The sequence below is a fragment of the Haemophilus sp. SZY H35 genome, from assembly GCF_018829705.1.
Classification (GTDB): Bacteria; Pseudomonadota; Gammaproteobacteria; order Enterobacterales; family Pasteurellaceae; genus Haemophilus; species Haemophilus haemolyticus_K.
This window is the reverse complement of sequence record NZ_JAHKJZ010000002.1, coordinates 331,576-343,984: the sequence shown is the minus strand read 5'-3', so window position 1 is coordinate 343,984 and position 12,409 is coordinate 331,576. Positions and strand designations below refer to the sequence as shown.

At 39.4% G+C, this 12,409-nt stretch carries 12 protein-coding genes; 11 read left to right on the top strand and 1 reads right to left on the bottom strand.

Annotated features, from left to right (window positions below; all coding sequences use genetic code 11):
* Positions 1-17 precede the first annotated feature (17 nt).
* From bamA to KP710_RS05265, 10 genes are all read left to right on the top strand, one after another.
* A complete protein-coding gene (bamA, locus tag KP710_RS05310; RefSeq protein WP_048952782.1) occupies positions 18-2,399 on the top strand; it encodes an outer membrane protein assembly factor BamA in 2,382 nt (793 codons plus the stop codon).
* 105 nt (positions 2,400-2,504) lie between these two features.
* A complete protein-coding gene (locus KP710_RS05305; RefSeq protein ID WP_111407645.1) occupies positions 2,505-3,098 on the top strand; it encodes an OmpH/Skp family outer membrane protein in 594 nt (197 codons plus the stop codon).
* 15 nt (positions 3,099-3,113) lie between these two features.
* Positions 3,114-4,139 (top strand): UDP-3-O-(3-hydroxymyristoyl)glucosamine N-acyltransferase, encoded by a 1,026-nt coding sequence (gene lpxD / locus KP710_RS05300; RefSeq protein WP_111407644.1) that lies wholly within the window; start codon positions 3,114-3,116, stop codon positions 4,137-4,139.
* A 145-nt stretch (positions 4,140-4,284) separates the two neighbouring features.
* Positions 4,285-4,689 carry a 3-hydroxyacyl-ACP dehydratase FabZ gene (fabZ, locus tag KP710_RS05295; protein WP_065265486.1) on the top strand — a complete coding sequence of 135 codons (405 nt, stop codon included), beginning with the start codon at positions 4,285-4,287 and terminating at the stop codon, positions 4,687-4,689.
* Positions 4,690-4,703: 14 nt separating this feature from the next.
* Positions 4,704-5,492, top strand: a complete 789-nt coding sequence (gene lpxA, locus KP710_RS05290) for an acyl-ACP--UDP-N-acetylglucosamine O-acyltransferase (protein ID WP_065265399.1) — start codon at positions 4,704-4,706, stop codon at positions 5,490-5,492.
* A gap of 66 nt (positions 5,493-5,558) precedes the next feature.
* Complete coding sequence (gene lpxB / locus KP710_RS05285) at positions 5,559-6,731, top strand: lipid-A-disaccharide synthase (RefSeq protein ID WP_065265398.1); 1,173 nt, start codon at positions 5,559-5,561, stop codon at positions 6,729-6,731.
* A complete protein-coding gene (gene rnhB, locus KP710_RS05280; protein WP_065265397.1) occupies positions 6,724-7,329 on the top strand; it encodes a ribonuclease HII in 606 nt (201 codons plus the stop codon). Before lpxB ends, rnhB begins: the two co-directional genes overlap by 8 nt.
* Before the next feature lie 27 nt (positions 7,330-7,356).
* Entirely contained in the window at positions 7,357-7,950 is a 594-nt protein-coding gene (gene mog / locus KP710_RS05275; RefSeq protein WP_048952787.1) for a molybdopterin adenylyltransferase, read from the top strand.
* 1 nt (position 7,951) lies between these two features.
* Entirely contained in the window at positions 7,952-8,290 is a 339-nt protein-coding gene (gene glnB, locus KP710_RS05270; protein WP_005627040.1) for a nitrogen regulatory protein P-II, read from the top strand.
* Positions 8,290-9,336, top strand: a complete 1,047-nt coding sequence (locus tag KP710_RS05265; RefSeq protein ID WP_065265396.1) for an AI-2E family transporter — start codon at positions 8,290-8,292, stop codon at positions 9,334-9,336. The genes glnB and KP710_RS05265 overlap by 1 nt, the downstream gene beginning before the upstream one ends.
* 39 nt (positions 9,337-9,375) lie before the next feature.
* Here KP710_RS05265 and priA read toward each other — a convergent pair whose 3' ends face one another.
* The gene (gene priA, locus KP710_RS05260) at positions 9,376-11,568 is read right to left on the bottom strand and encodes a primosomal protein N' (RefSeq protein WP_111407643.1); all 2,193 of its coding nucleotides are present in this window, start codon (positions 11,566-11,568) and stop codon (positions 9,376-9,378) included.
* 84 nt (positions 11,569-11,652) lie between these two features.
* Between priA and trmB the strand changes: the two genes are divergently transcribed.
* Complete coding sequence (gene trmB, locus KP710_RS05255; protein ID WP_111407642.1) at positions 11,653-12,393, top strand: tRNA (guanosine(46)-N7)-methyltransferase TrmB; 741 nt, start codon at positions 11,653-11,655, stop codon at positions 12,391-12,393.
* Positions 12,394-12,409 lie beyond the last annotated feature (16 nt).

Genomic DNA, 12,409 nt, shown 5'->3' with positions numbered 1-12,409 from the left:
TATATAGGATACAGTCGATGAAAAAACTTCTCATAGCAAGTTTATTATTCGGTACAACGGTAAGCGCATTGGCTGCGCCTTTCGTTGCTAAAGAAATTCGTATTGAAGGTGCGCAAGGTGACCTAGAGCAGTCTATTCTTGCAAGTTTGCCTGTGCGAGCAGGACAGCGTGTAACAGATCAAAATGTTGCTAATATTGTTCGCTCGTTATTCGTTAGTGGACAGTTCGATGATGTTAAAGCTCGTCAAGACGGGGATGCGTTAGTTGTCAGTGTGGTTGCAAAACCGATTATTGCGGATGTTCAAGTTAAAGGAAGTTCTGCAATTCCAGCTGATGTAATTAAACAGAATTTAACCCAGAGTGGTATAGCAACTGGTGCGGTACTTAATAGAACAATATTAAATGAGTTTGTTAAAGCCGTTAAAAGAGATGGTTATGAAGCCAAAGGGCGTTATAACGCAAAAGTTGAAGCGATAGTGAATACATTACCGAATAACCGTGCAGAAGTTATTGTTCAAATTGATGAAGATGATACTGCAAAATTAGATTCGGTTACTTTTAATGGAAATGAATCAGTAAGTAGTAGCACACTTCAAGAACAAATGGAATTACAGCCTGATGCTTGGTGGAAATTGTGGGGCAATAAATTTGAAGGTGAGCAATTTGGTAAAGATTTGCAAGCAATTGAAGAGTATTACCATAATAACGGTTATGCAAAAGCGCACATTACCAAGCAAGATGTTCAGCTAAATGATGAAAAAAAACGTGTTACTGTTTCTATTGATATAAATGAAGGGCAGAAATATGATTTACGTGGGGCCCGTATTGTCGGTAATGTTGGCGGTATGGCAACAGAACTTGAGCCTTTACTTTCAAAATTGCATTTAAATGATACTTATCGTCGTAGCGATATTGTTGATGTAGAGAATGCTATCAAAGCAAAATTAGGAGAGCGAGGCTATGGCAGTGCAACGGTTAATTCAGTGCCTGATTTTGATGAAGAAAATAAAACGTTAGCCATCACTTTTGTAGTTGATGCAGGTCGTCGTTTAACGGTTAGAGAGGTTCGTTTTGAAGGTAATACTGTTTCCGCGGATAGCACATTGCGCCAGGAAATGAGACAACAAGAAGGTACTTGGTATAATTCCCAACTTGTTGAATTAGGAAAAGTTCGTTTAGATCGTACGGGCTTTTTTGAAACTGTAGAAAGTAAAATTATCCCAGTTCAAAACAGTTCTGATGAAGTCAATGTTATTTATAAAGTAAAAGAACGTCAAACAGGTAGTATCAATTTTGGTATTGGTTATGGTACAGAAAGTGGTATTAGTTATCAGGCAAGTGTTAAACAAGATAACTTTTTGGGTACTGGTGCGGCAGTAAGCCTTGGTGGAACCAAAAATGATTATGGCACAAGCCTTAATCTTGGTTATACAGAGCCTTATTTTACTAAGGATGGTGTAAGCCTTGGTGGTAACGTATTCTTTGAAAATTATGATAATTCAAAAAGTGAGACTTCATCTACTTATAAACGTACTACCTATGGTGGAAACCTTACTTTAGGCTTCCCTGTTAACGAAAATAATTCATATTATATGGGTTTAGGCTACACCTATAATAAGATTAGTAATTTTGCGAGAGAATATAATCGTGATTTGTATCTATCATCAATGAATTTTAACGGGAACTCTATTAAAACAGATGATTTCGATTTTTCATTTGGATGGAACTATAACAGTCTGAATAGAGGTTATTTCCCTACAGAAGGGGTAAAAGCAACGCTTGGCGGCCGTGTTACGGTACCTGGTTCTGATAACAAATATTATAAATTAAGTGCAGATATCCAGGGATTCTATCCACTCGATCGAGATCATCGTTGGGTTATTTCTGCAAAAGCATCAGCGGGTTATGCGAATGGGTTTGGTAATAAACGTTTACCGTTTTATCAAACTTATACCGCAGGTGGTATTGGTTCATTGCGTGGCTTTGCTTATGGCGCAATAGGGCCTAATGCTATCTACTATCGAAATGATGCTTCAGGACGTCATCCAGAATGGGTTCCAAGTACCGATGTCGTTGGTGGTAATGCGATTACAACAGCAAGTGCTGAATTAATTGTGCCAACACCATTTGTCGGAGATAAGGGGCAAAATTCGGTGAGAACATCTTTATTTGTAGATGCAGCAAGTGTGTGGAATACTAAATGGAAAGCTGAGGATAAGGCTAAATTTGCTAATTTGCCAGATTATAGTTCACCTAGTCGTATTCGAGCATCTGCTGGTGTAGGTTTCCAATGGCAATCACCAATTGGACCGTTGGTTTTCTCTTACGCAAAACCGATTAAGAAATATGAATATGATGATGTAGAACAATTCCAATTTAGTATTGGTGGTTCATTTTAATAAATTGAACTTTTTGTTGTATCATCATTCAAAGAAAACGTTCTATGCTAAATTTATTTTAGTGTAGAAAGTATTAATAACTCATTGTTTAAGGAAATTTATAAAATGAAAAATGTTGTAAAAGTAACCGCACTTGCATTAGGTATTGCACTTGCTTCTGGCTACGCTGCTGCTGAGGAAAAAATTGCTTTCATTAATGCAGGTTATGTTTTCCAAAACCATCCAGATCGTCAAGCTGTTGCAGATAAATTAGATGCAGAATTTAAACCTGTTGCTGATAAATTAGCTGCAAGCAAAAAAGAAATTGATGATAAAATTGTTGCAGCACGTAAAAAAGTAGAAGCAAAAGCAGCTGCATTAGAAAAAGATGCGGCACGTTTAAGTAAAGCTGATATTCAAAAACGTCAAGATGAAATTAATAAACTCGCTTCTTCTGAAGACGCTTCATTACAAAAATTGATGCAAGAACAAGATAAAAAAGTGGCTGAATTTCAAGCTCAAAATGAAAAACGTCAAGCTGAAGAGCGTGGTAAATTGCTAGATAGTATTCAAACTGCAACAAATAATTATGCAAAAGCAAATGGTTATAGCTATGTGCTTGATGCAAATTCAGTCGTATTTGCAGTAGAGGGTAAAGACATTAGTGATGCTGTGTTAAAAACAATTCCTGCAACACAAAAAACAGAAGAGAAAAAATAATAGGCTTTATTAATCATGTTAAAAACCTATTCTTTACAAGAATTGGCAACTCAAATCGGCGCTACCGTTCGCGGTAACGCCGATGTCGTTGTAGAAAATATCGCTCCTCTTGATAAGGCTCAATGTCATCAGCTTACCTTTATTTCTAATGCAAAGTTCCGTTCTTTATTAAAAGATTCTAAGGCTGGTATCTTGGTTGTATCCGAAGCAGATGTAGAGTTTTGTTCACCTGAAAGCAATTTATTAATCGTAAAAGATCCTTATGTTGCCTATGCCATTTTAGCCCAATATATGGATACTACACCTAAAGCAGCTCAAGGTATTGCACCTAGCGCGGTAGTCTCTGGTCATGCATCTTTGGGAGAGAATGTCTCCATCGGTGCAAATACTGTTATTGAAGATGGCGTTGTTCTTGGCGATAACGTTATTATTGGTGCAAATTGCTTTGTGGGTAAAAATACAAAAATCGGTGCGAATACACAGCTTTGGGCAAATGTAAGTATCTATCATGATGTAGAAATTGGTATAAATTGTTTAATTCAATCGGGTGCAGTGATTGGTAGCGATGGTTTTGGTTATGCAAATGATCGTGGACGTTGGATTAAAATTCCACAAGTTGGTCAGGTAATTATTGGTAATAATGTTGAAATAGGTGCTTGCACTTGTATTGATCGTGGTGCTTTAGATGCAACTGTTATTGAGGATAATGTTATTATTGATAATCTTTGTCAAATTGCCCATAACGTACATATTGGTACCGGCACCGCGGTTGCGGGAGGGGTCATTATGGCTGGAAGCTTAACAGTTGGGCGGTATTGCTTAATTGGTGGTGCGAGTGTAATCAATGGTCATATGGAAATCTGCGATAAGGTAACTATTACAGGTATGGGAATGGTGATGCGTCCAATTACTGAGCCTGGCGTCTATTCATCTGGTATTCCATTGCAAACGAACAAAGCATGGCGTAAAACTGCGGCATTAACTTTGGGAATTGATGAAATAAATAAACGTGTGAAAGCGTTAGAAAAGAAGATTAATTAATTTATTGTAGAGCGCACCAACTTTTATGGTGCGTTTTATTTTTAGCCGTAAATATCGTATAATCCGAGTGATTTTATTTGTTTATTTTTTGTAAGGTGTCAACGTGTCAGAACAACAACCAAGAGTGATCGAATCAAAAGAAATTATGACTTTATTACCACATCGCTATCCATTTTTATTAGTGGATCGCGTATTGGATTTTAAAGAAGGCGAATGGTTAAAAGCGATTAAAAATATCAGCGTCAATGAGCCTTGTTTCACAGGTCACTTCCCTGGCGAACCTATTTTACCGGGCGTTTTAATTTTAGAAGCTTTGGCACAAGCAATGGGCATTTTAGCCTTTAAAACTCACGAATTAAAAGGCGGTGAACTATTCTATTTCGCAGGTATTGATGAAGCGCGCTTTAAACGCCCAGTGTTACCTGGAGATCAAATGGAATTAAACGTTCAAGTGATTAAAGAACGCCGTGGCATCACTGCATTTACTGGTGTTGCAACCGTAAACGGTGAAATTTCTTGTGAAGCAAAACTAATGTGCGCTCGTCGTTAATTAAGGGGGTAAATATGATCCACCCAAATGCAAAAATCCATCCTACAGCCTTAGTTGAAGAAGGCTCAGTTATTGGTGAAGGTGTTGTTATTGGGCCTTTCTGTATTGTTGAAGGCACCGTTGAAATTAAAGCTCGCACTGTATTGAAATCTCACGTTGTCGTACGTGGTGATACGGTTATTGGCGAAGATAACGAAATCTATCAATTCGCTAGCATTGGTGAGGTGAACCAAGATTTAAAATATAACGGCGAAGCAACTAAAACTATTATTGGTAATGGCAACCGAATTCGTGAACATGTGACAATCCATCGTGGAACCATCCAAGGCGGTGGCGTAACCTCTATTGGCAATAACAATTTATTAATGGTGAATGTTCACGTTGCACACGATTGCCAAATTAAAAACAACTGTATTTTAGCAAACAATGCAACGCTTGCAGGTCACGTAGAATTAGATGATTTCGTCATTGTTGGTGGCATGTCAGCAATTCACCAATTTGTGATCGTTGGCGCACACGTCATGTTAGGCGGCGGTTCTATGGTAAGCCAAGATGTACCTCCTTACGTTATGGCACAAGGCAACCACGCCCGTCCATTTGGCGTAAACTTAGAAGGTTTAAAACGTCGTGGTTTTGATAAACCAACCATGCACGCAATCCGTAACGTTTATAAGATGATCTATCGTAGCGGCAAAACGCTCGAAGAAGTATTGCCAGAAATTGAGCAAATTGCGGAAACCGATTCAGCAATTAGTTTCTTTGTTGAATTTTTCAAACGTTCAACTCGCGGTATTATTCGTTAATAAAGTATCTCTGTTTTCAACCGCACTTTGCACACCAAGGTGCGGTTATTTTTTAGGATAAATTTGATGAACAAAACAAATCCAACCATTGCTCTTGTTGCAGGAGAAGTATCTGGTGATATTCTCGGTGCTGGTTTAATTCGCCAGCTCAAAGCTCATTATCCTAATGCTCGCTTTATTGGCATTGCTGGCCCAAGAATGTTGGCTGAAGGCTGTGAGACGCTTGTCGATATGGAAGAGCTTTCAGTCATGGGGTTGGCTGAAATTTTGAAACATCTTCCTCGTCTGTTGAAAATTCGCAAAAATGTCATTCAAACCATGTTGCAAGAAAAACCTGATGTTTACATCGGCATTGATGCACCTGATTTTAATTTGGATGTAGAACTCAAGCTCAAAGCAAACGGAATTAAAACTATTCATTACGTAAGCCCCTCTGTATGGGCGTGGCGTCAAAATCGCATTCACAAAATTGCCAAAGCGACTCATCAAGTTCTTGCCTTTTTGCCTTTTGAGAAAGCCTTTTACGATAAATTTAATGTGCCTTGCCGTTTTATTGGACACACAATGGCAGATGCTATTCCTCTCAAACCAAACCGTGTCGAAGCTTGCCAAATGCTACAGCTTGATCCCGCAAAGCGCTATTTAGCTATCTTAGTTGGAAGTCGTGGTTCAGAAGTGGAGTTTTTGACTGAGCCTTTCTTGAAAACCGCTTTATTGTTAAAAGAACAATTTCCTGATTTACAATTCCTAGTCCCTTTGGTGAACGAAAAACGACGAATTCAATTTGAAGCTATTAAAGCTAAAATTGCGCCAAACCTAGACCTGCATTTAATTGATGGCAATGCACGACAAGCAATGATCGTAGCTGATGCAACACTTCTTGCTTCAGGAACAGCAGCGCTTGAAGCAATGCTTTGTAAATCCCCTATGGTGGTTGGCTATAGAATGAAACCACTGACCTATTTCTTAGCAAAACGTTTAGTAAAAACTGATTATATTTCTTTACCAAACTTGCTTGCGAATGAAATGCTCGTTCCTGAAATGATTCAAGAAGAATGCACGCCAGAATTGCTCGCTGAAAAACTATCTGCTTATCTTTCTGATGATGAAAGTGCAGTAAAAAATCGCCATGTTTTAATTCAGCACTTCATAGATTTACACCAAAAAATTCAATGCAATGCCGATAAGCAAGCGGCTCAAGCAGTCATTGATTTATTAGAAGGAACAGAAAATGTTTGAATATCCACAAGGCTATGAATTGATCGCTGGCGTTGATGAAGTTGGGCGAGGCCCTCTAGTTGGGGCTGTTGTCACGGCAGCCGTTATTTTAGATCCGAATAAGCCAATTGAAGGCCTCGCTGATTCTAAAAAACTTTCTGAGAAAAAACGTTTAGCCCTTGCTGAAGAAATCAAAGAAAAAGCTCTTGCTTGGGCATTAGGTCGAGCTGAAGCTAACGAAATTGACGAGATAAATATCCTGCAAGCCTCCTTATTAGCAATGACTCGAGCAGTAAAATCTTTAAAAATTCAACCGCACTTTGTGTTGGTTGATGGCAATAAGATCCCAAAAGATTTAGATATTCCAGCGCAAGCCGTCGTAAAAGGCGATAGCCTTGTGGCGGAAATCAGTGCAGCCTCTATTTTGGCGAAAGTGGCACGAGACCAAGAAATGGAAGAATTAGACAAGCAATATCCAGAATACGCTTTCGCCCAGCATAAAGGCTATCCAACCAAATTACATTTAGAAAAATTAGCTGAACTTGGCGTGTTACCGCAACATCGTCGTAGTTTTACACCTGTTAAAAAGGTATTGGAAACTAAATTTACTGATAAATAGATATATACACTTAAAATAAGGAAAAATATGACCGCACTTTTAAAAATTGGTCTGGTGTCTGTTTCTGATCGCGCATCAGCAGGCGTGTATCAAGATCAAGGCATCCCAGAATTACAGGCTTGGTTAGAACAAGCTCTTGTTGATCCTTTCCATTTGGAAACAAGATTAATCCCCGATGAACAGCCAGTTATTGAACAAACATTAAAAGATCTGGTGGATGAACAAGGTTGCCATTTAGTGCTGACAACTGGTGGGACAGGGCCTGCAAAACGCGATGTAACGCCTGATGCTACCCTTGCGGTAGCAGATCGAGAAATGCCGGGTTTTGGCGAACAAATGCGTCAAGTGAGTTTGCATTTTGTGCCTACCGCAATTTTATCCCGCCAAGTAGGTGTGATTCGTAAGGAAAGCCTGATTTTAAATCTTCCGGGACAGCCTAAAGCGATTAAAGAAACCTTGGAAGGCGTGAAAGATAAAGAGGGAAATGTGCTTGTAAAAGGCATTTTCAGCGCGGTGCCTTATTGTTTGCAATTGATTAACGGCTTATATATTGATACCAAGCCTGAAATCATCGAAAGTTTCCGGCCTAAATCCGCAAGACGTGAAAATCTGGAGAAATAACATGAAAAAAATCGAAGCAATGATCAAACCGTTTAAATTAGACGATGTGCGCGAAAGTCTTTCAGATATTGGTATTTCAGGTATGACAATCACGGAAGTACGCGGATTTGGTCGCCAAAAAGGTCATACGGAACTTTATCGTGGTGCGGAATATATGGTGGACTTTCTGCCGAAGGTGAAATTGGAAGTGGTAGTTCCTGATGAGCTTGTGGATCAATGTATTGAAGCTATTATTGAAACGGCACAAACAGGCAAAATTGGTGACGGCAAAATTTTTGTTTATAACGTTGAGCGAGCGATCCGCATTCGCACGGGCGAAGAAAATGAGGATGCGATTTAGTGCAAAATAATTTAAATTTACACCGCACTTTGCTTGGCATTGCTGCGGTAATTATTATCTTAGCTGGCGTAAAATTGGCGGCAGAAATTGTCGTGCCATTCTTGCTATCGCTATTTATCGCGATCATTTGTTCACCGATGATTAAGGCGATGACACAACGCCGAATTCCTCATTGGTTAGCCATAACTTTGCTTTTCTTCTTGATTTCTTTGGTGTTTTTCTTTTTAGTCGGGCTGATTAACAGCACTGCAAGAGAATTTACCCAATCTATTCCACAATATAAAGTTTTACTTTCACAACGTGTGAGTGATCTAACAGGATTGTTGCAACGTTTCAATCTGCCTTTCACGCTTTCGCGTGAAACCATCCAAGAAAATTTTGACCCAAGCATCATTATGAATTTTGTGAGTCGAGTATTGCTGAATTTCTCTGGTGTGGTGAGCAATGTGTTTGTTTTAGTGTTGGTCGTAATTTTTATGCTTGCTGAAGCGCCAACGATGAAACATAAATTTGCTATGGTGATTAGTTCAACCCCTCATGATGCAGCCAAAGAAGAATGCCATATTGACCGAGTTTTGCAAGGCGTAATTGGTTATCTCGGCATTAAAAGTATCACCAGCTTGCTTACTGGCGTTGGTATTTTTATTTTGTTGGAAGCCTGTGGGGTTCAATATGCAATTTTGTGGGCAACCTTGAGTTTCTTGCTGAATTATATTCCCAATATTGGTTCTATCATTGCGGCTATTCCGATTATTGTGCAAGCCTTATTACTGAACGGTTTTGGAATTGGCTTTGGCGTAGCAGTTGGTGTTATTGCGATCAATATGATTGTCGGTAACATTATTGAGCCTAAAATGATGGGACAACGATTAGGGCTTTCAACCTTAGTAGTATTCCTTTCATTATTGTTTTGGGGATGGTTACTTGGAACAGTGGGAATGCTACTGTCAGTTCCTTTGACGATGGCATTAAAAATTGCCTTGGAGTCCAGTCCAAATACGGCGAAATATGCTTGTCTATTGGGTGATGTCGAAGATTTCAAATAGATTTTATAGAGAAAGTGCGGTGAATTTTCACCGCATTTTTTATGATAAGTCTTGTGGATCAACATCCAAAATTAATCGCACTTGGCTGTTTTTTTCAAGTTCGGCTTGTTGATATTCTCTTAATGCTTTTTGCAATGTCATTCTTGATGGATGCTGCAATAATAACTGCCAACGATATTGCCCTGCTTTTTTGCTGAACGGTGCAGGCATTGGGCCAAGCATTTGTAATCCCGCAATTTGTTTCGATTGAAAAAAATCTGCAATCTGGTTTAAGCAATTTTCTGCAAGCTCAGAATGTCTAGCCTGTGCTTTGAATAACGCCTGAAAAGTGAAAGGTGGCAATCCCATTGAATGGCGTAATTGTAAGGTTTCTTTTGCAAAAGCTTGGTAGCCATTCGCTAATAACGTAGTGAGCAAAGGATGATCAGGATAATGTGTTTGTAGCACGACTTCGCCTTGTTTATCGGCACGACCAGCACGTCCAGCAACTTGAACATAAAGTTGAGCTAAACGTTCTTCTGCACGAAAATCTAGTGAAAATAATGCACTATCTACATTCACTAAGGCAACGAGGGTAACATTCGGAAAATGATGTCCTTTTGCCAGCATTTGTGTGCCAATCAAAATTTGACTTTTGCCTTGTTGAATATCTTCTAAATAACCTTCCAATTTTCCTTTACGCGAAGTGCTATCGCGGTCGATTCGCGCTACAGAATAATGAGGAAATAGCGTTTTCAAGGTTTCTTCTAATTGTTCCGTGCCGAGACCTGTGGTGACTAAATGAGTCGAACCGCAATCACCACATTGTCGAGGAATAGTTTTCTGTGCACCACAATGATGACAACGCAATACATTTTGATGCTGATGATAGGTATAAGGTTTTTCACAATGAGGGCATTGTGCAATCCAACCACATTCATGGCAAAGCAATACGGGCGCAAAGCCACGACGATTTAAGAAAAGCAGAACTTGATTGCCTTTTTCTAGGTGAGCTTTCATTCGCTCCAATAAGGGTTTTGAAAGCCCGTTTTGTATGTTTTGATTTTTCAAATCAATAACGAAATGACGAAGTGCGGTAGAATTCCCCGCTCTTTTTGATAACACTAAATGTTGGTATTTGCCGTTTTGTACATTATTAATACTTTCTAAACTTGGCGTGGCGGAACCCATTAATACCGCAATATTTAGTTTTTGAGCCAGTACAATCGCCAAGTCTCGCGCGTGATAACGCCAACTGTCTTGCTGTTTGTAAGACGCGTCGTGTTCTTCGTCCAAAATAATTGCACCAAGATTAGAAAATTGTGTGAACAATGCCGATCTCGTACCAATCACAATGGCACTTTGTCCAGAGCGGGCGCGATCCCATACATAAAGCCGTTGCGTATCGGTTAAATTAGAATGAAGAACATCAATTTCTACATTGAAACGCGCTTTGAAACGGTGCACCGTTTGTGGTGTTAGCCCAATTTCGGGCACAAGCACTAATACTTGCTTATCCGATTTTAAAATTTCTTCAATATACTGCAGATAAATTTCTGTTTTGCCTGAACCAGTTACCCCATCGAGCAGCCATACATTGAAACCAGAATGAAAGAGCAATTGACTGAAGGCTAAGGCTTGCTGCTTATTTAAGGTTAAACGATTTTCAGCATTGACAATTGGGTTATCGCCTAAGCTTTGTTGCCAGCTTAGGGGCTTTGTTTGGATAGTAATTTCCTCAATAAACCCTTTGGCTTTTAAGACTGACCAAATCGCAGAGGAAAACTCATTATTGCCTTTTTCAAGATCAGTTTCAGATAAGCATTGTAGGGCTTCAACTTGCTTTTTCGAGCGTTTTAACAGGCCTTGTTCAAGCGCATTTTTCCCCGCATCTGTAATTCGCCAAAAAGTACAGTCATTTTTCACCGCACTTTCTCCGTTACGCAATTTCACAGGCAAGGCTTGAAATAACACATCGCCTAATCCTGCTTGATAATAATTTGCTGCCCAATGAAGCCAATCCCAATAAATTGGGGTGAAGAGCGGTGCTAAATCTAATGGTTGAAGAATGGTTTTGAGCTTATCTTCTGGCACGTCTGATTTTGTCGGGAAATCAGCCACAATGGCGACGCGTTTTTGCGTACCAAAAGGCACAAGAACACGTGTGCCGATTTGTAATGAAACATCATCGGGGAAGAGATAATCAAATAAACGAGGAAGCGGCACAGCCAGTGCCACTCGGACAATTTTCATAATCAACCTTGGGAAAAAATTTGCCCTATTATACGAGAAAAACGTGTATAATCGCCGCCAATTTTTTTCACGAACAAGATTTTTATGATACAAACTTTTGCTGATCAAAAACGTAAAACCGTTGAAACCGCAGAATTTACCGAAGATGGCCGCTATAAACGCAAAGTCCGTAGTTTTGTTCTCCGCACTGGTCGTTTGAGCGAATTTCAGAAAAACATGATGAATGATAACTGGGGAACACTTGGTTTAGACTATCAAACGGAACCTTTTGATTTTGCGAAGATTTATGGCAATGATAATCCAGTTGTATTAGAAATTGGCTTTGGAATGGGAAAATCGCTCGTGGATATGGCTTTTGCTAATCCTGACAAAAATTATCTTGGCATTGAAGTTCATACCCCGGGTGTTGGTGCTTGTATTGCTTATGCTGTGGAAAAAGGCGTAACGAATTTACGCGTGATTTGTCATGATGCAACGGAAATTTTACGAGACAGTATTGCAGATGGTGCGCTTGGCGGTTTACAGTTATTTTTCCCCGATCCTTGGCATAAAGCAAAACATCATAAACGTCGTATTGTTCAACCGCACTTTGTGGCACAAGTGGTACAAAAATTAGGTGAAAATGGTTTTATCCATATGGCTACAGATTGGGAAAATTATGCAGAACAAATGCTAGAAGTATTAAGTGCAAACACCGATTTAGTGAATACCTCGAAAAATGGCGATTATATTCCAAGACCAGATTTTAGACCTTTAACTAAATTTGAAGCCAGAGGCCACAGACTTGGTCATGGTGTTTGGGATTTATACTTTGTGAAGAAATAAGCCTATTTTGGGCAAA

What these genes read in the sequence shown, in the direction of transcription:
- mog (WP_048952787.1), top strand. Translation starts at nt 7,357, where the DNA reads ATGACCGCACTTTTAAAAATTGGTCTGGTGTCTGTTTCTGATCGCGCA.
- bamA (WP_048952782.1), top strand. Translation starts at nt 18, where the DNA reads ATGAAAAAACTTCTCATAGCAAGTTTATTATTCGGTACAACGGTAAGC.
- lpxD (WP_111407644.1), top strand. Translation starts at nt 3,114, where the DNA reads ATGTTAAAAACCTATTCTTTACAAGAATTGGCAACTCAAATCGGCGCT.
- priA (WP_111407643.1), bottom strand. Translation starts at nt 11,568, where the DNA reads ATGAAAATTGTCCGAGTGGCACTGGCTGTGCCGCTTCCTCGTTTATTT.
- lpxA (WP_065265399.1), top strand. Translation starts at nt 4,704, where the DNA reads ATGATCCACCCAAATGCAAAAATCCATCCTACAGCCTTAGTTGAAGAA.
- lpxB (WP_065265398.1), top strand. Translation starts at nt 5,559, where the DNA reads ATGAACAAAACAAATCCAACCATTGCTCTTGTTGCAGGAGAAGTATCT.
- glnB (WP_005627040.1), top strand. Translation starts at nt 7,952, where the DNA reads ATGAAAAAAATCGAAGCAATGATCAAACCGTTTAAATTAGACGATGTG.
- rnhB (WP_065265397.1), top strand. Translation starts at nt 6,724, where the DNA reads ATGTTTGAATATCCACAAGGCTATGAATTGATCGCTGGCGTTGATGAA.
- trmB (WP_111407642.1), top strand. Translation starts at nt 11,653, where the DNA reads ATGATACAAACTTTTGCTGATCAAAAACGTAAAACCGTTGAAACCGCA.
- fabZ (WP_065265486.1), top strand. Translation starts at nt 4,285, where the DNA reads ATGACTTTATTACCACATCGCTATCCATTTTTATTAGTGGATCGCGTA.
- KP710_RS05305 (WP_111407645.1), top strand. Translation starts at nt 2,505, where the DNA reads ATGAAAAATGTTGTAAAAGTAACCGCACTTGCATTAGGTATTGCACTT.